Genomic DNA, 25,187 nt, shown 5'->3' with positions numbered 1-25,187 from the left:
CAGGTGCCCGCCAAGTCGGCGAAGTGTAAGGGGACCGGGCGCTCGGCTAGCTTCGTGTCGGACGTTCGTAACCCTCGTCGCCCCCGTATACGTGCAGGTCAGGATCGCACTCCGGCTGGGTGGCCGGGCTGGTGGGCGAGGCGGTGTGCTCGGAGGCGAAGTCGTCCGACTCGTCCGACAGGGCCGGCGGCGGGAGCAGGTAGTCGTGCCAGGTGATCTCGCCCCTCGGTACGGCGTCCGTGGTCAGGTCGCCCGCCCGCTGCGCCGCGTACAGACGGCCCGGATAGCGGACGAACACGCACGCGCGGCGCAGCCCGGCGGCCCGCAGCCAGGTCCGCACCAGCTCCTCGGTGTTGATCACGTGCGGCCCGCCGAACTCGATCTCCCTGCCCGCCGGACCGGCGCTCAGCAGCGCGGCCGCCCGCGTGGCCACCTCGCCCGTGTGCACCGGCTGCCACGGCAGCGAACGGTCCACCGGCAGCACCGGCAGCGCCGCGAACTCGCCCAGCCGCGCGTGCAGCCACTGGTGGAACGGGGTGGCGCGGAGAATCGTCCAGCCCAGACCGCTCTCGGTGACCAGCCGCTCGGCCGCCAGCTTGTGCCTGAGGTGGCCGTGGGCGGCCCGATCGGCCCCGACCATCGAGGTGAACAGCACATGCGGCACCCCGGCCGCGCGGGCCAGCGTGAGCAGGGTCCTGGTGCCGGGTACGTCCACGGCGCCGCGTCCCTTGCGGCCGCTCGTGGCCAGGTGGGCGATCGCGTCCACCCCGTCAACGGCCTCCCTGACGCCGTTGCCCGAGACGAGGTCGCCCCACATCCACTCGACGTTGCCGCGGCCGTTCCGCTTGGTACGGCTGAGCGCGCGTACCTCGTGACCCGCTTTGAGCAGGGCTGGAATCACCGCACCGCCCAGCGTGCCGGTGGCCCCCGTGACCAGAATGCGCATGTCACCTCTCCTACCCGTCAATCCCGAGAAATGCCAATGAATCTCATTTCGGTGCCGGCGAGCCGAGCGCCCAGGAGTCGGCTTGGGTCGCCGGAGGGGCGATGCCGGAGAAGGAGGCGGCGGCCAGGGCGTCGGCAGGGAACCGTATGGGTCTGTCATGAGAAAACAGCCGTTGACCTTGGGAAATGCTTTAAGGTTGGTGGGTGGTGTTTGAGGATGGTTGGGCGGTTTCGCCCCTGCGCTGGCTGATGGACGCCCTGGGTGACACCCAACTCGCCAGGATGGGCGGGGATCCGGGGCTGGTGGCCGCGGTCGACCAGCACGCGGCGGTGCTGCGCGACGCGATCCCGCTCGACCGCGAGACGCTGGGCGACTACCTGCTGGGCTTCCTCGACGAGTTGCGGCACCGGGGCTGGGCCTTCACCGGCGAGCCCGACCCGCCGTCCCTGCGGCTGACGGCGGTCTGCTGGCTGACTCGCGAACTCGGCCTCCTGGAAGACGGCCACCCGGCCTGAACGACGTCGTCCCGGGCATCTGCCCGCTTTCCGCGCGTGGCAGCGTCGTCCCGGACCTCTGCCCGCGCGTGACGGCGGCGTCTCGGACGTCTGCCTGCTTTCCGCGCGGGGCGGCGGCGTCCCGGGCGGGCCTCCCCGTCGCGGGGAGAGGCCACCCGGGTCCTGCGCGTCGCGCGGAGCCGCCCGGGTAGGGTGCCGGGCTCGGGGCTCGGGCGGATGTCAGCTCGGCGGCTGGTCCGAGCCCGTCGTCGTGCCGCCGCCGGTCGTCGTCGTGCCGCCGCCGGGCATCGTGTGGATCCGGGCAGCCTCCTCCTCGGTCATCGACCGGGCGTCCTCCCGCCCCCGCTGGTACGCCTCCGCGTGCGCCCTGGCCTGCGGAGCCTCCTGCTCGATGCGCCCCAGCCACCGTTCCCAGCGCTGCTGCATGGGCCGGATGAGCCCGCCCCCGATGCCGATGGCCGCGATCGCCCCGAGGGTGGCGAGCACCGTGATCAGCACCGGCATCGTGACGGACGTGGCCACGCCGATCTGGTTGAGCGCCGCGATGATGCCCAGCGCCCAGATGAACACCGCCGCCACGATGGCCACCCAGCGTCCGTACGACAGACCGCCGAGCATGCCGCTCAGGATGTCCTTGACCGCCCTGGCCACGGCACCGGCCACCACGATGATCACGATGGCCACGATGGCCTTGGGCAGCCAGCCCACCACCGAGGCCAGCAGGCCGGAGACCGGGTTGGGCCCGAAGACGTTGAAGGCTATCTGCAGGGTGACCAGCAGGATCGCGTAGAAGACGATCCTGGCGAGCAGGCTGCTGGCGTCGTACCTGCTGCGTGCCAGCCAGTTCCGTACGCCGCTGCGCTCCACCGCCCGGTCGAAGCCGACCCGTTCGAGCACCTTGTCGACGATCTTCTCGAGCGCCTTGGCCACGAGCCACCCGATGAAGAGAATCACCAGGAACGCGACCAGCTTCGGAACGAACGTCGCTATCCCCCGCCAGGCATCCGATATGCCTTGGCCAATGTTGATGTCCACGGTTCCCTCCTCCGAGGAGCCAATGCCTCGGCGCTACCCGGACAGAAACCGTATATACACGCAGTGCATCCAAAACTTCGCAGAAAGCTATATATCCGGCTCCTGTTGCCCGTCGTGGCTGCCGGGATTCCGCAGCAGCCGGTCGGCCTGGCGGAGGACGGCCGTCAGGTACTGGCGGGTGGCGGCGGGATCGGCCGGGTCGGCCGGGTCGGCCGGGTCGAGGAGCATGCGGTACATCGCCGCGCCCACGACCATGTCGATCACGGTGTCGATGTCGAGGTCGGCGTCCTCGGCCAGCAGCCCTTCGCCGCGGGCGCGCTCCAGCGCGGCGCGGATCACCCGGCGGCGGGGCTGGATGTACTGCTCGCGGTAGGTGGCCAGCAGCGCGGGGTGGCTGGTGCTGGAGCCGATGAGCTGGGCGAGGACCGTACGGAAGCGGGTGTCACCGAGCGTGCGTACCCAGGAGTCCATGAGCCGCTCGTCGGCCGGCCGGGCCGCGACGTCGGCCGTGGCCCAGATCTCCTCCTCGGGGACGAGGGTGCGGGCCTGCTCGATGGCCTGGGTGAGCAGTTCCTCCTTCGACGACCAGCGCCGGTAGACCGTCACCTTGGCCACCCTCGCGCGCTTGGCGATCTGCTCGAAGTTCGCGCCCTCCAGGCCGCGCTCCACGAACAACTCCAGCGCCGCCCGCATGATCGCCTCATCCGCCTCGGGGTCGCGCGGCCTGCCCCGCGTGCGCCGTACAGAGGTCATCCGAACGCCACCTTTCCCAAGCCCGCCCCCGAGGCGGGCGCGACGAAGCGAGGTGCGTGCCCGGGGCGCAGCCGCCAATCAGCGGTGAGTACGGTCTCCATGCCCCGGCGCAGCTCCCGCAGCCCCGCCTCGCCGGGTGCCCCGTCGGCGAACGCGGAGGCGACCAGATCGAACTGGTAGCGGGTGTTGTCGTGCGCGAACAGCGGTACCACTCCGGGATCCGAGGCCAGCAGCCGCTGGACGCGCCGGGCGGCCTCGATCTGGCGGACGGTGTCCTGGCCGCCGATGGTCATCTGCCGGACCTGGTCCGTGGCCAGGTGGGGCAGCGTGTAGAGGGTGTCGCCCATGAACAGCACGCCTCCGGAGTCCAGGCGCAGCAGCACGCACATGTGGCCGGGGGAGTGGCCCGGCGTGGGCAGCAGGATAACGCTGCCGTCGCCGAAGTGGTCCTGACTGCCGGGAAAGGGCCCGAACGCGCCGGAGTCGAAGGCGGGGAACGACAGGTTCTCCTCGACCAGGCCGAAGGAGTGCGGATAGAGCACGCCGTGCTCCCAGTCACGCCGATCCAGCACCACCGTCGCCTGCGGCAGGTGGCGCAGCCCTCCCGCGTGGTCGTCGTGGACGTGGGTGAGGAAGACCGTGGTGATCTCCTCGGCGGCGTAGCCGAGCCGGGCCAGCCGGACGCGTAGATCCTGCCCGGCGGCCATCCGGTACTCGTCGCGCTCGGTCAGCAGCCGCGAGGTCAGGTCGTAGTAGCCGTCGTGGTCGTGCGCCTGCTCCCAGTTGACGCCGGTGTCGACCAGCATGAGGCCGTGCCGGGGGTGGTCGATGAGGTAGGCGTGGACCGGCACCGCGATCTGCGCCTTGTCGACCAGGGTGCGCACGTAGCCGTTCAGCCCTTCCCAGCCGTCCAGGCCGCCGTAGAACTGGCCGTACGTGACGATCGTGTCGCCGGTGTGGATCGGGAACACCCGGACGGCTCCGTCCGTGATCCGCCGCCGTGCGCCGGGGGCGCGTGCCGCCGCCTGCCGCTCCCGCTCGCCCCTGGCCAGCGACGCGCGGCGCTGCCGGTCCACGTGGCCGCCCGACAGCCCGCTCGCCGCACCCAGCACCAGTCCCGCGCCGCCCATCAGGAAGGCCCGCCTGGCCTGCCGCGCGGGACGGCCGTTCGCGCTCCGGCGGCCACGCAGGACGGCGACCACCGCTCCGGCCAGGCACGCCCCGGCGGCCAGGGCGAGCAGCACCGGCAGGTCCGTGACGTGGTAGACGACCGCGAGGTAGAGCCCCAGCGTGCCCAGACCGGCCGCGACGCCGAAGAACGCCAGTGCCCGACGCCGCCCGGCCCGCCCGCCGAGCGCCCTCGGCCAGAGCAGAACGCATCCCAGCCCGGTCAGCACCAGCCCGTACGCCACCAGCACCGGCACCGGCACGCCCTTCAACCGCAGCACGACCAGCCAGACGGCCACGATCGCAAGGCCGGGAACGACCACCCCGACCCTGCCCAAGACCTTCAACACCAGGCTCACCCCGATTTGGTAAACGCAAACGGATGCGTTTGCATAATAACCAGGGTCACCGGGCGGAGACCAACAACGAAAGCCGCAGGCTCACGAAGCGGACCGTGAGCCGGAGTGTCCGCAGCGGCCCCAGACGGCCCCAGGCGGGCTCAGCGGTCAGCGATCAGCGATCAGCGATCAGCGGTCTTGCGGTCGTCGGCGCGGCGGGGACTGAGCTTGCGGGCGACTGGAGTGCCGGAGGATGATCGTTAACATTGATGGAGGCGGAGTAGCCTCCCGCCGAGGCTGTGTTGTCAGAATTCTCCAGCCCGTCGAGCATGCGCAATTGAAAGGAAAGCCTGTGTGTGAAAACTATGCAATCGTTGCCGAAGAGGTCATCAGGTACTACTACTCGACGTTCGATACAGATCGCCAGGGCCTTGGGAGCTTTTACCGTGACAGCTCGATCCTGACTTTCGACTCCAGCCAGACCGAAGGCGGGAGCGACATCGTAGAGAGGCTGGCCAGTCTTCCCTTCAAAAAGGTCGAGCACCAGGTCGCGACCAGGGACGCGCAGCCCTTGGCGGACGGCGCCATAATCGTCATGGTGACAGGAGCGCTCAAGGTGGACGATTCACCGGCGCTTTTGAATTTCGCTCAGACATTCGTGCTCAGGTCGGACAGCGGCTCATACTACGTCAGCCACGACATCCTCAATCTGGTTGATCCCGCCGAGTCTGTCTGGCCCGGTTGATCGATAGTCGTGGTGAACTTGTATGGGTGGGACTGCCCGACGTTGCGACGCGGTACAGGACGCGAGCAGTTCAGGGATTGGGAGCGCAAGGGAAGTATCACGAGGGCTGGCACAACGTCAGTGCTCGTGCTGACGAGAACGGCGAACAGCCCGGGACAACAGAAAGCCCCAGACTCCCGGCATAGGCCATGAGCTGGGGCTTTGTCGTGCACATGACCAGATCAGATCTGGTCTGGTGGACGATACTGGGATTGAACCAGTGACCTCTTCCGTGTCAGGGAAGCGCTCTCCCGCTGAGCTAATCGTCCTTGTCGAGCTGGAAACCAGAGCGGAAGACGGGATTCGAACCCGCGACCCTCACCTTGGCAAGGTGATGCTCTACCACTGAGCCACTTCCGCGTGGCGGTGCACTTACCTTAGCGGATCCGGGAGGGCCGCCGATCATCGAGGTGGAGACGGGATTTGAACCCGTGTAGACGGCTTTGCAGGCCGCTGCCTCGCCTCTCGGCCACTCCACCAGGAGCCTCACTCCGAGCGGAAGACGGGATTCGAACCCGCGACCCTCACCTTGGCAAGGTGATGCTCTACCACTGAGCCACTTCCGCGTGAAGGCCCGGCTGTGCACACCGGGCTACGGGAAAACCATATCGTCTCCGGAGAGTGCCCGTGCGCACCGCGACGCCCAAGGGGCGAAATCGGCGCGTCACGCGGACGGGTGCACCAGGCGCATGTCCTTGGTCATCACGAACATCACACGGTGACCGAACTGGATCTGGTAGTAACGCGTCTCGCCCGTGGTGGTCACGTGCCTGGCGGCGCTGTGCGCGTTCGCCGCGTAGTACGACCCGGTGATCGTGTCACCCACCGCGTACGTCTGCCCCGGCTCGATCTTGTACTTGAGCGGCGTCAACGCCTGGTACGCCGCCCCCTTGTAGGCGGACTTCTCCGGATAGGCCCGCCCGTACACTTTCACGTCGGCCGACACCGGCGTCGCGATGGGCCCCTTGGCCGGGACGGCGGTCGGGTTCGAGGCCGGGTTGCGGAACCACGCCTTCTGGCCCAGGTACCAGATCGCCGTCCAGTCCCCCTGCCGCTCCGCGACCGCGAAGCGCTGGCCGGTCGAGGCGCGGGCGCTGTGGTCGTACACGCTGTGCGTGCTCGGCTTGCCCGGGTGTTTGCCCAGGTCGGTGACGAGGGGAGCGGTGTCGCTCGGCGACTTGTGCAGCCACACCGTGGAGGCCCCGTGCGCGGGACACGCCTTGCTGGGCTTGGTGGACTCGCAGCCGGTGAAGCGTGGCCGGTGGGTGGCGTACGACGGGCGGATGATGACGGAGTCGCCGTCCTTGGCCGCCTTGAACGGCTTGTTCATCAGCTCGAAGTAGTGCGCCCAGTCCCAGTACGGCCCCGGGTCCTCGTGCATCCCCGCGACCGTCTGCGGGGTCGTCCCCGGCACGTTGTCGTGGCCCAGGATGTGGGCCCGGTTGAGCGGGATGTCGTACTTCCCGGCCAGGTACTTGACCAGCCGCGCCGACGACCGGTACATCGCCTCCGTGTACCAGGCGCCGCCCTTGGCCAGGTAGCCCTCGTGCTCGATGCCGATCGAACGGGTGTTGACATCCCAGTTCCCCGCATGCCAGGCGATGTCGTTCGTCGCCACGTGCTGGGCGACATGTCCGTCGCGGGAGCGGATCGTGTAGTGCCAGCTCACGTACTTCGGGTTGCGGATCATGGACGGGATGCCCTGGTAGGTGCCCTCGGTGTCGTGAACGACGATGTAGTCGACGGCACGGGCGCGTGACAGGCGGTCGTGGTTGCCGTAGTCGCGGCTCTTCTTCTTGCCGAACTGCTTGTGGGCGGCGGGCATCCATTCGCAGGTGAGGGAGGAGGGGCACTCCGCCTGCCGGCCCCCCGAGTGCCCCTTCGGCCCGGGGGAGCCGGTCCACGTGACGGGTTCGGCCTCCTCGTCCGCCAGGGGGTCGAGGTCGGTGCCGGTGTCGGCCGATTCGTCGCCGGCGGACGGGTTGTCGTCGTCCACGGCCTGCTCGTTCTGGACGGGCGCGGCGTCCGGGTCGTGCCGCGTGACCGCCTCGGCGTCCTCGTCGCGCAGCTCGCGCAGGCCGGGGACGGGGGCGAGCCGTACCAGGTGGCCGTCGTCGGTACGCCGCTGCGCCCCCTCCCGCATCACCGAGAACACCTCGTCCGCGAACGCCCGGGACGCCGCCGGGTCGTCCGCCCCCGCGTACCGCGCGACGGCCTCGCGCCAGGCGGCGGGGTCGGCGCTGGGGCTCTCCTGGTAGGAGGCGAGGAGGGCGGCTCCGGCCCGGATGTTCGCGGCCGGGTCGTGCCGTAGCCGGGCGGCCGCCAGCCCGGTCAGGCGACCGGCCTCGGGCAGGGTCGTCCGAGGCGCCGACCCGGACGCGTGCGCCGCCGAGTGGGTCACCTCCTCGACGCGCGCCTGGGACATCGGACGGGAGTCGTCGCCCCGAGGATCCCCCAGGGCGTCCCCGATGAGGGCGTGGTCGTGCCCGAGCGCGTCGGCGGGGAAGGCGTCCACCAGGTGCATCGGGCCGTACCCGCCCGCCGTGCTGGGCCGTCCCCCGTTCGCGTCCCACCGCGACTCCAGGTACGAGACCGCCAGCAGCACGCTCTCCGGCACCCCGTACTCGCGGGCGGCGGCGGCGAAGTCACCCTGCCGCCCGGAGGCCGAGGGGACCGCCGAGACCGTCGCGGTCGCCGGAAGGGTGAAGGCTGCGGGCAGGACGTCGGCGGGTACGGCGAGGGCGCCGGCGGCCAGGACGGCGGCGAGCCAGAGCTGCATGAACATCTCCCCAGGAACGTCACGATGCGACTACTCACCGTAACCATTCCCAGAAAGGGATGTGTCAGACGGGTCGGATGTTACAGATGAGATCCAACAGATCCCCGGCGAATTCGGCCCGTCAGCCCGGAAGCCCCGCCCTCGCCTGCCGCCACGCCCCACCCTCTCCCCGAAGCGTTAAATCCTGCCCGATTTCGGGCAGGATGTTGGCGTGCCTCGTTCCAGAGTCGTAGGGTCCTCGTCTGTGTCCACGGCGCGGCATCCGTACGAAGATCTCATCACCCACCTCACCAGGACGAGCCCCCTCGGTCCCGGCGAAGCGGCCCGCGTGGTCGCCGACGTGCTGGCGTACTTCTCCGAGTCCGTCGAGGAGTTCGTCCGCCGCCGTCACGGCGAGCTGAAGACGCGCGGCTTCACCAACGACGAGATCTTCCCCCGGATCGCCGGCGAATTACGGGGCCGCCGCGTGGCGGCCCCCGAGCTGTCTCTGAGGCAGCTACGCAGGATCGTTTACGGATAAGAGGAGACCTCGATGTGTGGAATCGTGGCCTACGTCGGCCCCAAGGACGCCGCCCCCATCCTGCTGGAGGGCCTGCAGCGGCTGGAATACCGGGGCTATGACTCGGCCGGGGTCGTGGTGTCCAACAAGGGCCTCAAGGTACGCAAGGTCAAGGGCCGGGTGGCCGATCTGGCCAAGGTCGTGCCGGGCAGGTTCAAGGGCAACCTCGGCATCGGGCACACCAGGTGGGCCACGCACGGCGTGCCGAGCGACGCCAACGCCCATCCGCATCTGTCCGCCGACGGGCGCGTCGCGGTCGTGCACAACGGCATCATCGAGAACGCCGGGGAGTTGCGCGCCAAGCTGGAGGCCGACGGGGTGGTGTTCGCCTCGGAGACCGACACCGAGGTGCTCGCGCACCTGATCGCCCACGCGGTCGACGAGAACGACTCGCTGGAGGAGGCCGTCAGGAAGACGCTCAAGGCCGTCGTGGGCACGTACGGCATCGCCGTGATCGACTCCGAGCGGCAGGGCGAGGTGGTCGTGGCCCGCAACGGCAGCCCGATCGTGCTGGGCATCGGCGAGAAGGAGATGTTCGCCGCCTCCGACGTGGCCGCGTTGGTCCGCTACACGCGCCAGGTCGTGCACCTGGAGGACGGCGAGCTGGCCGTGCTCAAGGCCGACGGTTTCCACACCTTCGCCAGCGACGCCCGCGAGACGGCCAAGGAGCCGTTGACCGTCGACTGGGACGCCGGCCACTACGACACCGGCGGCTATGAGCACTACCTGCTCAAGGAGATCTCCGAGCAGCCCGAGACGATCACCAGGACGATGAGCGGGCGGCTCGACGAGCGGTTCCACGTCGCCCATCTCGGCGGTCTCAACATGGACGCCCGCGAGACGCGCTCGTTCCGCCGGGTGAAGATCATCGGGTGTGGCTCGGCGTACTACTCGGGGCAGATCGGGGCGCAGCTCATCGAGGAGCTGGCGCGCATCCCGTCCGACGCCGAGCCGGCCAGCGAGTTCCGCTACCGCAACCCCGTCGTCGACCCCGACACGCTCTACGTCGCGATCAGCCAGTCGGGCGAGACGTACGACACGCTCGCCGCCGTGCAGGAGCTGAAGCGCAAGGGCGGCCGGGTCATCGGCATCGTCAACGCCGTCGGCAGCGCCATCGCCCGCGAGGTCGACGGCGGCATCTACCTGCACGCGGGGCCAGAGGTGTCGGTCGCCTCGACCAAGGCGTTCACCTCGACCTCGCTGGCGTTCGCGCTGCTCGCGCTGCACCTGGGCCGGGTGCGCGACCTGTCGCCCGCCGACGGGCGGCGCGTCGTGGAGGGCCTGCGCCGGCTGCCGGGGCAGATCGAGCAGATCCTCCAGCAGGGCGACAAGATCGCCGAGCTGGCCAAGAAGTACGCCCACCACCCGAGCATGATGTTCGTCGGCCGGGTGCGCGGCTACCCGGTGGCCCGCGAGGGCGCGCAGAAGCTCAAGGAGATCTCCTACGTCCACGCCGAGGCGTATCCGGCCAGCGAGCTGAAGCACGGCCCGCTCGCGCTGATCGGCCCCGACATGCCGACGGTCGCGGTCGTGCCCGACGACGAGCTGCTCGACAAGAACCTCACCACGCTCGGCGAGATCCGGGCCAGGGGCGGCCAGGTGCTCATGGTGGGCCACCGCGAGCCCGGCGTGAAGCTGGCCGACGACGTCATCGTGATCCCGAAGAACGAGATCGAGCTGGACCCGATCCTGCTGACGATCCCGCTTCAGCTCCTGGCGTACTACGCGGCGGTGGCGCTCGGCCGGGATGTCGACAAGCCTCGCAACCTTGCCAAGAGCGTTACAGTCGAGTAGCTGTGCCAAATTCGTCGCAAAGTATCGTTATCTCGGTGCTGACGACATAAATTCAATACTGTGCGGCAGTTCGACCATCAGAGGCCCAATCCCGCACGCATGTATGACTACATGCTCGGCGGGAAGGACAACTTCGCGGTCGATCGCCTGGCCCTCGACCAGCTCACCGAGCTGATCCCGGAGGCGGTCCCGCTGGCCCACGCGAACCGGGCCTTCCTTCAGCGTGCCGTGCGCTACGTGGCCCGCGCCGGGGTCGGCCAGTTCCTCGATCTCGGCAGCGGGCTGCCCACCCAGGGCTGCGCCCACGAGATCGCCCCAGAGGCGCGGGTCGTCTACGTCGACCACGATCCGGTGGTCGGTGCGCACGCCAAGGTCCTGCTCCGGCGCTCGCCGGGCAGGGCCTTCTTCGTTCAGGGCGACCTGCTCGACCCGGAGGACGTGCTGGCCAGGGCGGGTGAGTTCCTCGATCTCGACCGGCCGATCGGCGTGCTGCTGGTCTCGATCCTGCACTTCCTGCCCGACTCGGCCGATCCGCAGCGGGCGGTGGCCGTGCTGCGCGAGCGCATGGCGCCCGGCGGTTTCCTGGTGGTCTCGCACGCCACGACCCTGGCGCACGTGGACGGCGACGAGCCGCCAGGAGGCGGCTCGCCCGGCGGCGGGGCCGATCGCACCCCGTCCCGGATCAGGTCGTTCTTCGGTGACTTCCCGCTGGAGCCCCCGGGGCTCGTCCAGGCCACCGACTGGCGTCCCGACCGTCCCAAGCTGGTGGGCGACTGGTCCCTGCCGTCGTCGCTCATGGCCGGAGTCGGACGGAAGCCGCCGGGAACTCTCGACAGACGATAAAACGCCCAAAAACCCTATTGGCCTATTAAATCCAGCAAAACACGGGAAAAGACCGTGGCTGGCCGCGATCGAAATGTGTAACGCCGCGTAATGTGTCAATAACCTGAGGTAAGGGGGAAATTCGGGGGAGAGGCACCATGCGGCGTCGGCGATTCTTCGCCTGGGGGGCGGGCCTGGCCGCCTGCGTGACCGGCTGCGGCACGCAGTACGTCGGCGGAGAGCTGCCGCACACCCGGTTCTCCATCGTGTCCGGCGGCGACCGCTGGGCCAGGGCGGGGCAGGTGTTCACCGACGCGGTCCGGGCGGCCGGGTTCGAGCTGGGGCCGGGTTCCAGGATCACGGTGAGCGGCCTGCCCGCGCTGGCCGCCGACGAGCTGAACAACGGCCGGAGTGTGCTCGACACCGCCACCCCGCTGGCCAGGCTCACCGGCGAGGCCGAGGTCGTGGTCGTGCCCGGCCGCTCCCCGGTGCAGGACTTTGGCGAACTCGGCGCGCGGCTCCTCTCCCGCCCCGGCCAGACGCAGTTGGTGGGCGGGCCGCAGGGCGAGCCCGACCACCTGCTCTTCGGCCTGATCGCCAGGGCGCTCGGCGCGGACACCAGGCAGGTCTACTACACCGGCTACCCCAGCAGGGGCGAGGCCGCCGCCGCGCTGCTGTCCGGCCAGGCGATCGCCGCGGCGGGCCCGCTGTCGGACTGGCGCACCGCCATCGGCCGCGGCCGGGTCAGGGCGCTCGCGGTCTCCTCGGCCCAGCGCGTGCCGGACCTCGACGTGCCGACCCTGCTGGAGTGCGGGGTGCGGGTGGACTTCGCGGACTGGGCGGCCGCGTTCGGTCCCGAGCACATGTCCCAGGGGAGCCGCGACCGGGCCGTGCGCATGTGCGACCAGGTGCTGCGATCCGGCGTCTGGGAGGCGGCCTGCCACGGCGCGGGGTGGCTGACGATCCCGCTGACCGGAGACGACTTCAGCCGCTGGCTCGGCACCGAGATCGCCAGAACGCGGGCCGTCCTGCACGATCTCGGCCTGCTCGACACCACCAAAGCCACAACATGCTGGGGTAGTTGCGGGAACGGCCACTAGATGTAGGATCCTGGTCGTCGCTGGTTCGCCTCTGCGGAGGCGGAGCAAAAGGGAACCCGGTGAGATTCCGGGGCTGCCCCGCAGCGGTGAGCGGGAACGACCGCCGTCATTGACGCACTGGAGAGATCCGGGAAGCGACGGCCAGTAGGCGCCTTTGCGCGTGCCCGCGAGCCCGAAGACCTGCCAGTGGCGTGCCGGGCGTGTGCCCGGCGGGAAGTGTTCAGGGTCTCGAGGGCGGGCCAGGGCACGACGCGGCCGTACACACGCGCGCCGCCGTGCTCTCGCGTGCCCTCACGGGGATGAGCTCGCGAGGAGAGAGAGCACGTGACGCAGATCGTTGAGGTTGACCGCCGGCTGGCCATCGAGGAGGCCGCCGCCCGGGTGATCACCGACCCGGCCAACTCGCGCGTCGCCGCCCGGCTGCTGGCCGAGGAGATCGCCGACGAGGCCGCCGGGCACGGCGTGCGCTCGTTCTCCGAGTCCGTCGCCGCCACCCACGCGGCCGGGCTGGTCCAGGACGGGCTCGCGGAGTTCGTCGCCGCGCACGCCGCCGAGCTGGACGCGCTGGTCTCGGCCGAGGCGGACGACCGGTTCGAGTATTTCGGGCTGCGCACGGTCTACGACCGCTACCTGCTGCGTGACCCCGAGACGCGGGCGGTGCTGGAGCGGCCCCAGCACTTCTTCCTGCGCGTGGCCTGCGGGCTGTCGCAGACCGTGGCCGAGGCGGCCGAGCTGTACGGGCTGATGTCCACGCTGGCGTACCTGCCCAGCTCGCCCACGCTGTTCAACTCCGGGGCCCGCCGCCCGCAGCTCTCGTCCTGCTTCCTGCTCGACTCGCCGCGCGACGAGCTGGAGGGCATCTACGACAGGTACGGCCAGGTGGCCCGGCTGTCGAAGTACGCCGGAGGCATCGGCATCTCGTGGACCAGGGTGCGCTCGCGCGGCTCGCTGATCAGGGGCACCAACGGCCACTCCAACGGCATCGTGCCGTGGCTGCGTACGCTCGACTCCTCGGTGGCCGCGGTCAACCAGGGAGGGCGGCGCAAGGGGGCGGCCTGCGTCTATCTGGAGACCTGGCACGCCGACATCGAGGAGTTCCTCGAACTGCGCGACAACACCGGCGAGGACGCCCGCCGCACCCACAACCTCAACCTGGCCAACTGGGTGCCGGACGAGTTCATGCGCCGGGTGGAGGCCGACGAGCCGTGGTCGCTGTTCGACCCGAAGGAGACGCCCGACCTCACCGACCTGTACGGCGAGGCGTTCACCGCCGCCTACCGGGCCTACGAGGCGGCCGGTCGCTTCACCCGCCAGATCCCCGCCAGGACCCTGTACGGCCGCATGATGCGCACGCTCGCGCAGACCGGCAACGGCTGGATGACGTTCAAGGACGCCGCCAACCGCACCTCCAACCAGACCGCCCGCCCCGAGAACGTCATCCACCTGTCCAACCTGTGCACCGAGATCCTCGAGGTCACCAGCGACGGTGAGACCGCCGTGTGCAATCTCGGCTCGATCAACCTGGCCGCGCACCTGGCCGGGGACGACGTCGACTGGGAGCGGCTGGGCCGCACCGTGCGCACGGCCGTCCGGTTCCTCGACCGCACCATCGACCTGGGCTTCTACCCGACGCCCGAGGCCGAGGCGGCCAACAGGCGCTGGCGGCCCATCGGGCTCGGCGTGATGGGGCTGGCCGACGTGTTCTTCACGCTGCGGCTGCCGTTCGACTCGCCGCGGGCGCTGGAGCTGTCCACCCGGATCGCCGAGGAGATCGCGCTGGCCGCGTACGACACCTCGGCCGACCTCGCGGTCGAGCGCGGCCGGCACCCCTCGTACGCCGACACGCGGGCGGCCGGGGGAGTGCTGCACCCCGACCACTACGGCGCCGGCGGCACGCCGCGCTGGGACGCGCTCCGCGACAAGATCGCGGCCACCGGCCTGCGGAACTCGCTCATGGTCGCCATCGCGCCCACCGCCACCATCGCCTCGATCGCGGGCTGCTACGAGTGCATCGAGCCGCAGGTGTCCAACGTGTTCAAGCGGGAGACCCTGTCGGGCGAGTTCTTGCAGGTCAACCGGTATCTGGTGGCCGACCTGCAGGCGCGCGGGCTGTGGACGCGGCACCTGCGCGACGACCTCAAGCGCGCCGACGGCTCCGTGCAGCAGGTGCCCGGCATCCCCGACGACCTCAAGGTGCTCTACCGGACGGCCTGGGAGTTGCCGCAGAAGGCGCTCATCGACCTGGCCGCGGCGCGGCAGCCGTACATCGACCAGTCGCAGTCGCTCAACCTCTTCATGGCCAGCCCGACCATCGGCAAGCTCTCCTCGATGTACGCCTACGCCTGGAAGCAGGGGCTGAAGACGACGTACTACCTGCGCTCGCGCCCCGCCACCAGGATCGCCCAGACCACGGTGGCGGCGCCCGCGTCGGACACTGCGGCGGCGATCGCCTGCTCCCTCGAGAACCCGGAAACCTGCGAAGCCTGCCAGTAATAAGGAGACCCGCCCATGCTGCTCGACCCCGGAATGGACCTCACCCTCCGGCCGATGCGCTACTCCGGCTTCTACGAACGGTTCCGTGCGGCCATCCGCAACACGTGGACCGTCGAGGAGGTGGAGCTGCACTCCGACCTCGCCGACCTGGCCAGGATGACCCCGCAGGAGCGCCACCTGATCAACCGGCTGGTCGCCTTCTTCGCCACCGGCGACTCCATCGTGGCCAACAACCTCGTGCTCAACCTCTACCAGCACGTCAACGCCCCCGAGGCCCGCCTGTACCTGAGCAGGCAGCTCTTCGAGGAGGCCGTGCACGTGCAGTTCTACCTGACGCTGCTCGACACGTACCTGCCCGATCCGGACGAGCGGGTCAAGGCGTTCGCCGCGATCGAGCACATCCCGTCGATCCGCGACAAGGCGGAGTTCTGCTTCAGGTGGATCGACTCGATCAACGGGCTGGACCGGCTGGAGACCGCCGACGAGCGCCGGCGGTTCCTGCTCAACCTCATCTGCTTCGCGGCCTGCATCGAGGGCCTGTTCTTCTACGGCGCGTTCGCGTACGTGTACTGGTTCCGCTCCCGGGGCCTGCTCGGCGGCCTGGCCACCGGGACGAACTGGGTGTTCAGGGACGAGTCCATGCACATGGAGTTCGCGTTCAGCGTGGTCGACACCGTGCGGGCCGAGGAGCCGTCGTTGTTCGACGACGAACTCGGCAAGCAGGTCACGCTCATGATCGAGGAGGCCGTCGCCGCCGAGCTGGCCTTCGCCGAGGACCTGTGCGGCGACGGCCTGCCGGGCATGGGGGTCGCGCAGATGCGCGAGTACCTGGAGTACGTCGCCGACCAGCGGCTGGTCCGCCTGGGCCTGCCCAGAAGGTACGCTTCGGCCAACCCGTTCGCCTTCATGGAGTTGCAGGACGTCCAAGAGCTGGCCAACTTCTTTGAACGGCGGGTCTCCGCCTACCAGGTTGCGGTGGAGGGCAATGTCACCTTTGATGAGACTTTCTAGGACATTGGGGGCATAAACGTGCAGTCTCCGGCAGACTGGCCGATCCTGGCGATCTCCGTGGTCGGGGCGATCCTCCTGGTGGAGCTGGCCAGGCGGGTGCTGAACAGGGTGGGGCGCAACTGGGCGCTCGCCCGGCATCTGGTGGAGCACTGCACGTGGTCGGCGTACTGGGTGGCCGCCGTCGTGGCGGCCAACCTGGTCTTCGGGCCGGGGATGCTGGGCGACTCGCCCGGCGACCGGGCCCTGGCCGCCACGATCGAGCGGGTCCTCGGCCTGGTCACGATCGCCGCCGTCACCTGGCTGATCGTGCAGGCCACGTACGCGCTGACGGACGTCGTCCTCGACCGGCTGGTGCTGATCAAGGGCGACGACAACCGCCGGGCGCGGCGCATCATGACGCAGATCGCGCTGGTCCGCCGGATCGCCGCCGCCGCCATCATCGTGATCGCGCTCGGCGCCATGCTCTTCTCCTTCCCCCAGGTACGCGCGCTCGGGGCCGGGCTGCTGGCCTCGGCCGGGATCGCCGGGGCGGTCGTCGGCATCGCCGCCCAGCCCACCCTCGGCAACGCGCTGGCCGGGCTCCAGCTCGCCTTCAGCGACGCGCTCCGCCTGGACGACGTGGTCGTGGTCGAGAAGGAGTGGGGCCGGATCGAGGAGCTGACGCTCACGTACGTGGTGCTGCGGCTGTGGGACGAGCGCCGGCTCGTGCTCCCGGTGTCGTACTTCACCCAGAACCCGTTCGAGAACTGGACCCGCCACGGCAGCCGGGTGCTCGCCGTGGTGTTCCTGCGCGTGGACTGGTCGGTGCCGGTCCCGAAACTGCGCGAGGCCCTGTACGAGTTCCTCCAGGGCAACCCGCTGTGGGACCAGAAGGACTGGACGCTCCAGGTCACCGACGTGCTGCCGAACGGCCTGGTGGAGGTGCGGGCCCTGATGAGCGCCGCGGACGCGCCGTCCTCGTGGGACCTCAAGTGCGACGTCCGCGAATTCCTGGTCGAGTACGTACGGGAGCACCACCCCGAATCGCTGCCCCGTTTCCGCGTCGAAACCCCGGAGTCCCGCGTGGAGGCCGGGAAAGACCCGCGATAAATAAGTGGCACCCGGCTGGATCATCCGTTTAACGTGGACATCGTCCAGCACGGCAAAAGGCAGGAAAAGGAGGGCGGCGACGTGCGTCACCAGTGCCGACTGAGCACCTCACGGCTGTCCGAGCCGCTGCCCGGGCCGTGCCGCAGGCTTTCCGGATAAACGTTTCGACGGAATTTCCGGGAAGCCGCCTCGAGCACTGTTCGAGGCGGCTTCCTTCTTGTTGAGAACATTTCATGAGAAACCGAGTGTGGGGCAGTTTGGTCAGCCCGCCTGCCTTGGGAGCAGGAGCACCGCAGGTTCGAATCCTGCCACTCGGACGACGGCCCCGAACGGAAGGGGCCGCGGGCCGATGGCCTGGCCGACGGGAGTGGCGTCCCCCGGCCGGACCTCGCCCTCACCCCGGGCCGGCTCACGCCGGCCGGGCCCGGGGTCCAGCCGCTCTGGCCCAACTGGCAGAGGCGCCGTCTTCAGGAGGCGGAGGTTCAGGGTTCGAATCCCTGGAGCGGCACGACCAACCGGCCGTCCCCCGGCCGTCCCACCTGGCCGCCCGCCTGGCTCAGCGCTTGGAGAGCCGGGCGTGGCGGGTGGTTTCGTAGCGGTCGATCGCGGCGCCGAGCTGGGCGAGCTTCTCGGTGTAGAGGACGGGCAGGACGCCGGGCTCGGCGGGCGGGCGGTCGGCGTCGACGTACTGGGTGCCGAGGTTGGTGAGGGCGACGACGATGTAGTGGCGGCCGGCCTTGCCGGGCAGCGACCTGACGATGCCGGCGTCGGCCCCGGAGTTGCCGACCCAGCCGGTCTTGTGCGCGAACGTGACCTGCGCCTGCTGGTTGCAGGGGCGCACGTCCCGGCCGTACTTGTTGCCCCCGACGGTCACCGTGCCGTCGGCGGCCACCCAGCGCTCCGCCACCTGTTGCGGCAGGCCGGGGGCCGGATAGCCGGCGCCGCACCGGTTGGTCGTGGAGAGCATGTCGTTGAAGCCCTGCTCGGCGAGCAGCTTCTTGAACACCTGGCGGGCGGCCGGGCTCAGCACGGCGGAGGTCACGGGCGTGCCGTCGGGAGCCGTCCACGCCTTGCCGGGTACGCCGTTGACCAGCGCCAGGAGCTTGGCGGTGTCCAGCGAGCTCATCGTGACCGGGTTGGACCAGCGGCCGCCGTTGGCCGGGTTGGTGTTCTTGAGCTGCATGGTCTCCAGGCCCAGGTCCTGGAACGTCTGGTTGAGCCCGTCGACCGCGCCGCGGTCGTGCAGCAGCTTGACCAGGGCACAGGTGGCGCTGTTGGCGGAGGAGGTGATGGCGGCGTCCAGGTAGGCGCGGACGGTGTTGCTGGTGGGGCCGCCGCACAGCGAGCTGACGACCGTGGGCTCGTAGGCGTAGGTGTCGTCGAGGCCGATGCCACCCTGGTCGGCCAGGCGGAGCACGCCGAAGGCCACCATCAGCTTCAGCACGGACGCGGGGTAGGGCGACATGAAGTCGATGGGGGCGTTCTCCCTGCCCGGCACGATGTCGATGGTGCCCTTGCCCTGGTTGGCGTACCAACCGGAGTCGTCCCACTGCCGCCAGCGCACCTGGGTGGTGTGAAAGTCGCGGTCCACCGGCACGACGATCCCCTGCGGATGCTGCGGGCTCATCAGCACGGTTCCGGACGACACCGGCTTGCCGTACCGGTCCAGCTCCAGCACCGTCACGTCGAGCTGCGGCTGCTGGACGATCGGCTGGGGATCGGCGGCCGAGGCGAACAACCGGGCGTGGTCGGCGGGCGTTCTCGCCTCCTTGTCCACCTCCTTCGACAGCGTACGTGCCTGTGGCGAGCCCGGCGGAGCCAGGTCGAGCACCTGCTCGAAGCGGGCGGCGGCCATGGCCTGCCGGAGGAAGGCGGCCACGGCGCCCGCGTCCTCGCCGTCGGCCTGGGCCGGGGCGGCAGCCAGCAGTAACGACACGGTGGTCAAGGCGGCCACGGCGAATCGCCGCGTCCTGGCGTGGAAAATGGGCAAGAGAGTTGGTTCCTATCGGTAGACGAGCTTTTCAGCGGTCGTGGCGAAGCCCGGCGGACCCGCACCGCCATGATCGAAAAATCGAACGGCGCCACCCTATCCGGAGTGAGACCGGTGATCGTCCGGAATGGCGTGGGCTCACCGCTTGACATCCAAGCTCCAGGGATGTCTGACCCGCGTTCGGCGGGCCTGGTCAGAGGGGAATCTTCGCTCGCGGCCTTGACCGCCGTCACCATCCATGTCTAGATCGAAAAGGCCCGCCGTTCCCGTCCTCGCAGCCCTGGGAGGAACCCATGACAGCGACCAGAACGCCCCCACGGTGACGGATCACCCTCACCAAGCCGCCGACGAGCAGCGGCACCTACGCGGGCGGGCGATCCGCATCGCCACCGTCCTGGCGGGCGTACTCCAACTCGTCCTGGCCGCGCTGCTGATCGGCGTCCCGTCGAGTTGGCCCATTCTCAACGAGGTCCCGGCCCAGGAGAACGACGCCACCAGCCCGCCGCCGGCCGTCCTCGCCGCCCGGTCCCAGGCCACCCCGGCGAGCCCCACCCCGCGTCCGATCAGGACCGCCGCACCCACCGCGCCCGGCGCCGCCGCCCCGGCGCCCACCCGGCAGGCCACCCCCACCGCACGCAGGAACCGCACCGGACCACCCGCCCCCACCCGGGTCGCACCGCCACGGCCTCGGCCGCAGGCCACGACAGCGACACCTGACGCCCCCGCGTCGGCGAGACCCACCGCCCGGCCCACCGCCCGGCCCAGCACGACGGCCCCGCGGCCGACACCGCCGGGCGCCTCACCCGAGACGAGCCGCGACCACACCCCTCCCGGGCAGACCAGGCAACCGCCTGGACAGGAGAAGAAGCCGGTCCAGGAGCCCGAGACGAACGGCCTGCCCACCCAGGCCCCGCACACCCCGCCCGGCCAGGCCCGCTGATGGCTAGTTCGGCTGCTGGGCGATCTGGATCAGGTTGCCGCAGGTGTCGTCGAGCACGGCGGTGGTGACCGGGCCCATTTCCGTGGGCTCCTGGGTGAAGTGCACGCCGAGGCCGCGCAGGCGTTCGTACTCGGCCCTGACGTCGTCGACGGCGAACGAGGTGATCGGGATGCCATCGGCGACCAGCGCGTCCTTGAACGGCTTCACCGCCGGATGGCCGCTGGGTTCGAGCACCAGCTCGGTGCCGTCGGGGTCCTGCGGGGACACCACGGTGATCCACCGGTCCTCGCCGAGGGGGACGTCGTGCTTCTTCACGAAGCCCAGCACCTCGGTGTAGAAGCGCAGCGCCCTCTCCTGGTCGTCGACGAGCACGCTCGTCAGGTGGATTCTCATGTCGGTTTCCTCTCCCCGTCCGGGTCGGTGCGGCTCTCAGGGCGGTCGTCGTGCCGGGGCCTGCCGAGCCACCGCTCGACGATCGGTTCGAGCGGTTCTGTGTTGATGTAGTGGAGCTTGTACCGGCCCTCGCGCCTGGTCTCGACCAGCCCGGCCTGCTCGAGGACGTCGAGGTGCTGCGAGATCGCCTGCCGTGACGAACCGAGCCCGTGCCTGGTCGCCAGCCGGGCGCAGATCTCGAAGAGCGTCTGTCCGTCGTAGTCGGTCAGCTCGTCGAGGATCGTCCGCCGGGTGGAATCGGCCAGGGCCTTGAAGACATCACCCACACGCCGCACCATAGGCAAGCCCATGCTTGCATGTCAAATCGGGTGGCCATCGCGCCCGCTTGACTCCTTAGCGCTGCTAAGCCACTCTGGTGAGTATGGAATTTAGCAGTGCTAAGGTCACCTCGGCCGACGGCACGACGATCGGCTACCGGCGTCTGGGCGAAGGGCCGGGGATCCTGCTGATCAGCGGCGGCTACCTCGCCGCCCAGCACTACATGGGGCTGGCGCGGGCGCTGTCGGACGAGTTCACCGTTCACGTGCAGGACCGGCGGGGGCGCGGCCGCAGCGGGCCGCCCGGTGAGAGGTACCGCATGGCCAGGGAATGCGAGGACGTCGAGGCGCTCGTCGCCGGGACCGGCGCCCGCCTGGTGTTCGGGCACAGCTCGGGCGGGCTCATCGCGCTGCAGGCCGCGCTGACCGTGCCCGCCATCAGCGCGGTCGCGGTGTACGAGCCCGCCCTGTCCATGTACGGCGCCTTCGACCTGTCCTGGATCCCGCGCTTCGAACGCGAGATGGACCGGGGCGACGTCGCCGCGGCCATGGTCACCTTCGCCAAGGGCGTACGGGCCGAACGCCTGTCCGCCGCGATGCCCCGCTGGCTGTTCGAGCCCGCGCTCCGCTGGTACCTCCGCCGACAGCGCAGGGCGCCCGGCTCCGACGAGGAGTCCGTGGCCGAGCTGATTCCCCTGCAGCGTCTCGACGTCCAGATCTTCGCCGAGCTGTCCACCAGTGACGGCTACGCCGGCCTGCGCGCGGACGCCCTGCTCATGGACGGCGAACGCACCCCGCCGCCGATCCACCGGGCCCTCGACGCGCTGCAGGCGACCCTGCCGCGGGCGGAGCGCGTCGTCCTGGACGGCGTCGGGCACGAGGCGCCGCTCGACGGCCGCGGCTCACCGGGGCGGGTGGCGGCGGAGCTGAGACGGTTCTTCAGCCGACGCTGACCTGAATTGGTGGCCCTAAGTGGGTCATATGCCTATATGTCCTTTCTTGGGGCTTTGCTGGCCCTTGTCGAAGACGATTCCGGGCACCTCTGTTCCTATGGCGGACCTTCCTTTTCACGACCGTGCCGACTTCGACAACGCCGAGCGCGGCTTCATCGCGAAACTGACGCCGGGAGTGGTCAACGCCACCGATGGCCGGGTCGTCTGGGACAACGACTCGTACGACTTCCTCGACGGCGACTGCCCGCAGACCGCGCATCCGAGCCTGTGGCGGCAGGCGCAGCTCTGTGCCAAGCAGGGGCTGTTCGAGGTGACCGACGGCATCTACCAGGTGCGCGGCCTCGACCTGTCCAACATGACCCTCGTCGAGGGCGAGCGCGGCGTCATCGTCATCGACCCGCTGATCTCCACCGAGTGCGCCGCCGCCGCGCTGCGGCTCTACCGCGAGCACCGGGGCGACCGCCCGGTCACCGGCCTGATCTACACCCACTCCCACGTCGACCACTTCGGCGGCGCGCGCGGCGTCACCGACGGCGACGGCATCCCGATCATCGCGCCCGCCCATTTCATGGAGCACGCCGTCTCCGAGAACGTCTACGCCGGCACCGCCATGAACCGCCGTGCCCTCTACATGTACGGCCAGCTCCTGCCGCACTCCTCGGAGGGCCAGCTCGGCTGCGGGCTCGGCATGGGCACCTCGGCCGGCACCGTCTCCCTCCTCCCGCCCACCCACGACATCACCAGGACCGGCCAGGAGGAGACGGTCGACGGCGTACGCATCGTCTTCCAGCTCACCCCCGGCACCGAGGCCCCGGCGGAGATGAACTTCCTGTTCCCGGAGCGCCGCGCCCTGTGCCTGGCCGAGAACGCCACCCACAACCTGCACAACGTGCTCACCCTGCGCGGCGCGCTGGTCCGCGACACCCGGATCTGGGCGCACTACCTGACCGAGGCCATCGCGCTGTTCGGCGACGAGGCGGACGTGGCCTTCGCCTCCCACCACTGGCCCACCTGGGGCAAGGAGAACATCGTCACCTTCCTGTCCCAGCAGCGCGACATGTACGCCTACCTGCACGACCAGACCGTACGCCTGCTGAACCGCGGCCTGACCGGCGCCGAGATCGCCGAGGCCATGCAGATGCCGCCGGCCCTGGAACAGGTCTGGCACACCCACGGCTACTACGGCTCGGTCAGCCACAACGTCAAGGCGATCTACCAGCGCTACCTGGGCTGGTTCGACGGGAACCCGGCCCACCTGTGGGAGCACCCGCCCGTCGAGCAGGCCCGCCGCTACGTCGAATGCCTCGGCGGCACCTCCGCCGTGGTCGCCCTGGCCGAACGCTACGTGGGGGAGGGCGACCTGCGCTTCGCGGCCTCCTTGCTCAACCACGCGGTCTTCGCCGACGAGGGCGACTCCGCGGCCCGCAGGCTGCTGGCCCAGGTCTACACCCGGATGGGCCACGGGGCCGAGAACGCCACCTGGCGCAACTTCTACCTCACCGGCGCCACCGAACTGACCGGCCACCCCTCGGCGGGCACGACCGACACCGCCTCGCCCGACCTGCTCGGCGCGCTCACCGCCGAGCAGATCTTCGGCTCCCTCGCCATCCGCGTGCTCGGGCCGAGGGCGTGGAACGAGCGCTTCGCCATCGACTGGCACCTCACCGACCTGGACGAGCACCACCGCACCACGATGTCCAACGGCGCGCTGATCCACGAGCGGTCACCGTCGGGCGGGGGAGCGGACCTGACCCTGCGCCTGACCAGGCAGCGCCTGCTGGGCCTGCTCGGCGGGGGCGACGCCGACGGCATCGACCACGAGGGCGACCTGTCCGTCCTGCGCCGGCTGACCGACGTACTGGAGAACCCCGTGCGGGACTTCGCCGTCGTCACACCCTGAGAGGAGGACGCGGGACTCTCGGCCGATCACCCCGACCGTCGTCTGCGGCGGTATATGCGATCTTGACGGTACTTGATAGGTTCTCTATAGGTGTGCCGGGAAGTCTGGTCGGCAGGTTGTTGTCCCGTTGACGTGCGAAGGATGTGCCGGTGCGCGCCCGTGACCTGATCGCCGACCCGCCCACGATCACCGCCCCGCCGCTGGATCGGGTGCTCGCGGCGTGAGCGTGCTGTCGTGGGTGAGCGTGGCGGTGTTCCTGACCGCGTACGCGCTGATCGCCACCGAGCGGATCCACCGGGTGGCCGCGGCGCTCGGCGGTGCGGGGATCATGCTGTTGATCCATGCCACCGGTGCGAAGGCGGCGTTCTTCTCCGAGCACTCGGGCATCGACTGGAACGTCGTCTTCCTGCTGCTCGGCATGATGATCATCGTGGGGGTGCTGAAGGAGACCGGGGTCTTCGAGTACCTGGCGATCTGGGCCGCCAAACGGGCCAGGGGGCGGCCGTTCCGGCTGATGGTGCTGCTGGTGCTGATCACCGCGGGGGCCTCGGCGCTGCTCGACAACGTCACGACGGTGCTGCTGATCGCGCCGGTGACGTTCCTGGTGTGCGAGCGGCTGGCGGTGAACCCCGTGCCGTTCCTGATCGCCGAGGCGATGGCGTCCAACATCGGCGGCGCGTCCACGCTGGTCGGCGACCCGCCGAACATCATCATCGCCAGCCGGGCGGGCCTGAGCTTCAACGACTTCCTGGTCCACATGGCGCCGATGGTCATCGTGCTGATGGTGGTGTTCGTCGGGTTGTGCTGGCTGATGTTCGGGCGGACGTTCCGGTACGACCCCGAGCGGGCGGCCGAGGTCATGGCGCTGAACGAGCGGGAGGCCATCGCCGACCGCAGGCTGCTGTGGCAGTCGCTGGCCGTGCTCGCGCTGGTGCTGGCCGCGTTCGTGCTGCATCCGGTGCTGCACTACGAGCCGTCGGTGGTCGCGCTGCTGGGCGCGGGGGTGCTGGTGGCGGCGACCAAGGTGACCACCGAGCAGGCCCTCGCCGAGGTGGAGTGGCCCACGCTGGTGTTCTTCGCGGGGCTGTTCGTCATGGTCGGCGCCCTGGTGGAGACCGGTGTCATCGAGGAGCTGTCGCGGGCGGCGGTCGAGGCCACCGCCGGGCAGCTCACGGTGGCCACGATGGGGGTGCTGGGCGGCTCGGCCGTGCTGTCGGCCGTCGTGGACAACATCCCGTACGTCGCCACCATGAGCCCGATCGTCGAGCAGCTCGTGCAGGCGGGCGGCGAGGGCGCGCGGGTGCTGTGGTGGGCGCTGGCCTTCGGCGCCGACCTCGGCGGCAACGCCACCGCAGTCGGCGCCGCCGCCAACGTGGTCGTGCTCGGGATCGCCGCCCGCAACGGCACCCCGATCAGCTTCTGGCAGTTCACCAAGTACGGCCTGATCGTCACCGTGGTCACCGTCGCGCTCGTCGCCCCGTACCTGTGGCTGCGCTACCTGCCGTGACC

21 protein-coding genes, 6 tRNA genes and 1 riboswitch are annotated in these 25,187 nt (G+C 69.9%); of the genes, 15 read left to right on the top strand and 12 right to left on the bottom strand.

Annotation, left to right across the window (positions count from 1 at the left end; translation table 11 throughout):
- Positions 1-46: 46 nt before the first annotated feature.
- Positions 47-946 carry an SDR family oxidoreductase gene (locus tag ACZ6S0_RS02165; protein WP_465912754.1) on the bottom strand — a complete coding sequence of 300 codons (900 nt, stop codon included), beginning with the start codon at positions 944-946 and terminating at the stop codon, positions 47-49.
- A 203-nt stretch (positions 947-1,149) separates the two neighbouring features.
- Here ACZ6S0_RS02165 and ACZ6S0_RS02160 point away from each other — a divergent pair, with 203 nt between their 5' ends.
- Positions 1,150-1,461: a DUF6401 family natural product biosynthesis protein gene (locus tag ACZ6S0_RS02160; protein ID WP_344873630.1), complete on the top strand. Its 312-nt coding sequence runs from the start codon at positions 1,150-1,152 to the stop codon at positions 1,459-1,461.
- Positions 1,462-1,680: 219 nt separating this feature from the next.
- On the opposite strand, the gene ACZ6S0_RS02155 is transcribed toward ACZ6S0_RS02160, so the two are convergent.
- The 3 genes from ACZ6S0_RS02155 to ACZ6S0_RS02145 form a co-directional block, all read right to left on the bottom strand.
- Complete coding sequence (locus ACZ6S0_RS02155) at positions 1,681-2,490, bottom strand: membrane protein (RefSeq protein WP_465913367.1); 810 nt, start codon at positions 2,488-2,490, stop codon at positions 1,681-1,683.
- Between the two features lie 93 nt (positions 2,491-2,583).
- Positions 2,584-3,249, bottom strand: coding sequence for a TetR/AcrR family transcriptional regulator (locus ACZ6S0_RS02150; RefSeq protein WP_465912753.1), 666 nt, complete (start codon positions 3,247-3,249; stop codon positions 2,584-2,586).
- Positions 3,246-4,766: an N-acyl homoserine lactonase family protein gene (locus ACZ6S0_RS02145; protein ID WP_465912752.1), complete on the bottom strand. Its 1,521-nt coding sequence runs from the start codon at positions 4,764-4,766 to the stop codon at positions 3,246-3,248. Before ACZ6S0_RS02145 ends, ACZ6S0_RS02150 begins: the two co-directional genes overlap by 4 nt.
- Before the next feature lie 340 nt (positions 4,767-5,106).
- Here ACZ6S0_RS02145 and ACZ6S0_RS02140 point away from each other — a divergent pair, with 340 nt between their 5' ends.
- Entirely contained in the window at positions 5,107-5,499 is a 393-nt protein-coding gene (locus ACZ6S0_RS02140) for a nuclear transport factor 2 family protein (protein ID WP_465912751.1), read from the top strand.
- A 233-nt stretch (positions 5,500-5,732) separates the two neighbouring features.
- Here ACZ6S0_RS02140 and ACZ6S0_RS02135 read toward each other — a convergent pair.
- The 5 genes from ACZ6S0_RS02135 to ACZ6S0_RS02115 all read right to left on the bottom strand — a co-directional run bounded on the left by ACZ6S0_RS02135 (position 5,733) and on the right by ACZ6S0_RS02115 (position 8,317).
- Positions 5,733-5,807 (bottom strand) — tRNA-Val (locus ACZ6S0_RS02135).
- A 19-nt stretch (positions 5,808-5,826) separates the two neighbouring features.
- Positions 5,827-5,898 (bottom strand) — tRNA-Gly (locus ACZ6S0_RS02130).
- Between the two features lie 48 nt (positions 5,899-5,946).
- Positions 5,947-6,017: transfer RNA gene (locus ACZ6S0_RS02125), tRNA-Cys, on the bottom strand.
- Positions 6,018-6,032: 15 nt separating this feature from the next.
- Positions 6,033-6,104 (bottom strand) — tRNA-Gly (locus tag ACZ6S0_RS02120).
- A 98-nt stretch (positions 6,105-6,202) separates the two neighbouring features.
- Positions 6,203-8,317 (bottom strand): N-acetylmuramoyl-L-alanine amidase, encoded by a 2,115-nt coding sequence (locus tag ACZ6S0_RS02115; RefSeq protein ID WP_465912750.1) that lies wholly within the window; start codon positions 8,315-8,317, stop codon positions 6,203-6,205.
- A gap of 244 nt (positions 8,318-8,561) precedes the next feature.
- On the opposite strand from ACZ6S0_RS02115, the gene ACZ6S0_RS02110 reads away from it, so the two are divergent.
- The 9 genes from ACZ6S0_RS02110 to ACZ6S0_RS02070 all read left to right on the top strand — a co-directional run bounded on the left by ACZ6S0_RS02110 (position 8,562) and on the right by ACZ6S0_RS02070 (position 17,693).
- Entirely contained in the window at positions 8,562-8,837 is a 276-nt protein-coding gene (locus ACZ6S0_RS02110) for a hypothetical protein (RefSeq protein ID WP_344873640.1), read from the top strand.
- A 12-nt stretch (positions 8,838-8,849) separates the two neighbouring features.
- The gene (gene glmS, locus ACZ6S0_RS02105; RefSeq protein ID WP_465912749.1) at positions 8,850-10,670 is read left to right on the top strand and encodes a glutamine--fructose-6-phosphate transaminase (isomerizing); all 1,821 of its coding nucleotides are present in this window, start codon (positions 8,850-8,852) and stop codon (positions 10,668-10,670) included.
- A gap of 60 nt (positions 10,671-10,730) precedes the next feature.
- Positions 10,731-11,513, top strand: coding sequence for an SAM-dependent methyltransferase (locus tag ACZ6S0_RS02100; protein WP_465912748.1), 783 nt, complete (start codon positions 10,731-10,733; stop codon positions 11,511-11,513).
- A 137-nt stretch (positions 11,514-11,650) separates the two neighbouring features.
- A complete protein-coding gene (locus ACZ6S0_RS02095; RefSeq protein WP_465912747.1) occupies positions 11,651-12,592 on the top strand; it encodes a Bug family tripartite tricarboxylate transporter substrate binding protein in 942 nt (313 codons plus the stop codon).
- Between the two features lie 4 nt (positions 12,593-12,596).
- Positions 12,597-12,794: riboswitch (cobalamin riboswitch) on the top strand.
- A gap of 122 nt (positions 12,795-12,916) precedes the next feature.
- The gene (locus ACZ6S0_RS02090; protein WP_465912746.1) at positions 12,917-15,085 is read left to right on the top strand and encodes a ribonucleoside-diphosphate reductase subunit alpha; all 2,169 of its coding nucleotides are present in this window, start codon (positions 12,917-12,919) and stop codon (positions 15,083-15,085) included.
- Between the two features lie 15 nt (positions 15,086-15,100).
- Positions 15,101-16,096 carry a ribonucleotide-diphosphate reductase subunit beta gene (locus tag ACZ6S0_RS02085; protein ID WP_465912745.1) on the top strand — a complete coding sequence of 332 codons (996 nt, stop codon included), beginning with the start codon at positions 15,101-15,103 and terminating at the stop codon, positions 16,094-16,096.
- A gap of 18 nt (positions 16,097-16,114) precedes the next feature.
- On the top strand, positions 16,115-17,185 hold the full coding sequence (locus ACZ6S0_RS02080; protein ID WP_465912744.1) for a mechanosensitive ion channel family protein: 1,071 nt from the start codon (positions 16,115-16,117) through the stop codon (positions 17,183-17,185).
- 241 nt (positions 17,186-17,426) lie between these two features.
- Positions 17,427-17,502 (top strand) — tRNA-Pro (locus tag ACZ6S0_RS02075).
- A gap of 117 nt (positions 17,503-17,619) precedes the next feature.
- A tRNA-Leu gene (locus tag ACZ6S0_RS02070) sits at positions 17,620-17,693 on the top strand.
- A gap of 48 nt (positions 17,694-17,741) precedes the next feature.
- On the opposite strand, the gene ACZ6S0_RS02065 is transcribed toward ACZ6S0_RS02070, so the two are convergent.
- Positions 17,742-19,175, bottom strand: a complete 1,434-nt coding sequence (locus ACZ6S0_RS02065) for a serine hydrolase (protein WP_465912743.1) — start codon at positions 19,173-19,175, stop codon at positions 17,742-17,744.
- Positions 19,176-19,494: 319 nt separating this feature from the next.
- Between ACZ6S0_RS02065 and ACZ6S0_RS02060 the strand changes: the two genes are divergently transcribed.
- Entirely contained in the window at positions 19,495-20,115 is a 621-nt protein-coding gene (locus tag ACZ6S0_RS02060; RefSeq protein WP_465912742.1) for a hypothetical protein, read from the top strand.
- 3 nt (positions 20,116-20,118) lie between these two features.
- On the opposite strand, the gene ACZ6S0_RS02055 is transcribed toward ACZ6S0_RS02060, so the two are convergent.
- Both ACZ6S0_RS02055 and ACZ6S0_RS02050 read right to left on the bottom strand, forming a co-directional pair.
- The gene (locus ACZ6S0_RS02055) at positions 20,119-20,508 is read right to left on the bottom strand and encodes a VOC family protein (protein WP_465912741.1); all 390 of its coding nucleotides are present in this window, start codon (positions 20,506-20,508) and stop codon (positions 20,119-20,121) included.
- Positions 20,505-20,846: an ArsR/SmtB family transcription factor gene (locus ACZ6S0_RS02050; protein WP_465912740.1), complete on the bottom strand. Its 342-nt coding sequence runs from the start codon at positions 20,844-20,846 to the stop codon at positions 20,505-20,507. The genes ACZ6S0_RS02055 and ACZ6S0_RS02050 overlap by 4 nt, the downstream gene beginning before the upstream one ends.
- Before the next feature lie 83 nt (positions 20,847-20,929).
- Between ACZ6S0_RS02050 and ACZ6S0_RS02045 the strand changes: the two genes are divergently transcribed.
- From ACZ6S0_RS02045 to ACZ6S0_RS02035, 3 genes are all read left to right on the top strand, one after another.
- The gene (locus tag ACZ6S0_RS02045) at positions 20,930-21,778 is read left to right on the top strand and encodes an alpha/beta fold hydrolase (RefSeq protein WP_465912739.1); all 849 of its coding nucleotides are present in this window, start codon (positions 20,930-20,932) and stop codon (positions 21,776-21,778) included.
- Positions 21,779-21,875: 97 nt separating this feature from the next.
- A complete protein-coding gene (locus ACZ6S0_RS02040; RefSeq protein ID WP_465912738.1) occupies positions 21,876-23,678 on the top strand; it encodes an alkyl/aryl-sulfatase in 1,803 nt (600 codons plus the stop codon).
- Between the two features lie 220 nt (positions 23,679-23,898).
- A complete protein-coding gene (locus ACZ6S0_RS02035; RefSeq protein ID WP_465912737.1) occupies positions 23,899-25,185 on the top strand; it encodes an ArsB/NhaD family transporter in 1,287 nt (428 codons plus the stop codon).
- The last annotated feature ends 2 nt before the right edge of the window (positions 25,186-25,187 follow it).

Source organism: Nonomuraea sp. NPDC051298, from assembly GCF_055586305.1.
Note: the sequence above shows the minus strand (reverse complement) of the source record. Positions and strands in the feature narration are given on the sequence as shown.

Coding starts and splice junctions, on each gene's coding strand:
- ACZ6S0_RS02165 (WP_465912754.1), bottom strand. CDS start 946: ATGCGCATTCTGGTCACGGGGGCCACCGGCACGCTGGGCGGTGCGGTG.
- ACZ6S0_RS02150 (WP_465912753.1), bottom strand. CDS start 3,249: ATGACCTCTGTACGGCGCACGCGGGGCAGGCCGCGCGACCCCGAGGCG.
- ACZ6S0_RS02115 (WP_465912750.1), bottom strand. CDS start 8,317: ATGCAGCTCTGGCTCGCCGCCGTCCTGGCCGCCGGCGCCCTCGCCGTA.
- glmS (WP_465912749.1), top strand. CDS start 8,850: ATGTGTGGAATCGTGGCCTACGTCGGCCCCAAGGACGCCGCCCCCATC.
- ACZ6S0_RS02095 (WP_465912747.1), top strand. CDS start 11,651: ATGCGGCGTCGGCGATTCTTCGCCTGGGGGGCGGGCCTGGCCGCCTGC.
- ACZ6S0_RS02085 (WP_465912745.1), top strand. CDS start 15,101: ATGCTGCTCGACCCCGGAATGGACCTCACCCTCCGGCCGATGCGCTAC.
- ACZ6S0_RS02055 (WP_465912741.1), bottom strand. CDS start 20,508: ATGAGAATCCACCTGACGAGCGTGCTCGTCGACGACCAGGAGAGGGCG.
- ACZ6S0_RS02050 (WP_465912740.1), bottom strand. CDS start 20,846: ATGGTGCGGCGTGTGGGTGATGTCTTCAAGGCCCTGGCCGATTCCACC.
- ACZ6S0_RS02045 (WP_465912739.1), top strand. CDS start 20,930: ATGGAATTTAGCAGTGCTAAGGTCACCTCGGCCGACGGCACGACGATC.
- ACZ6S0_RS02040 (WP_465912738.1), top strand. CDS start 21,876: ATGGCGGACCTTCCTTTTCACGACCGTGCCGACTTCGACAACGCCGAG.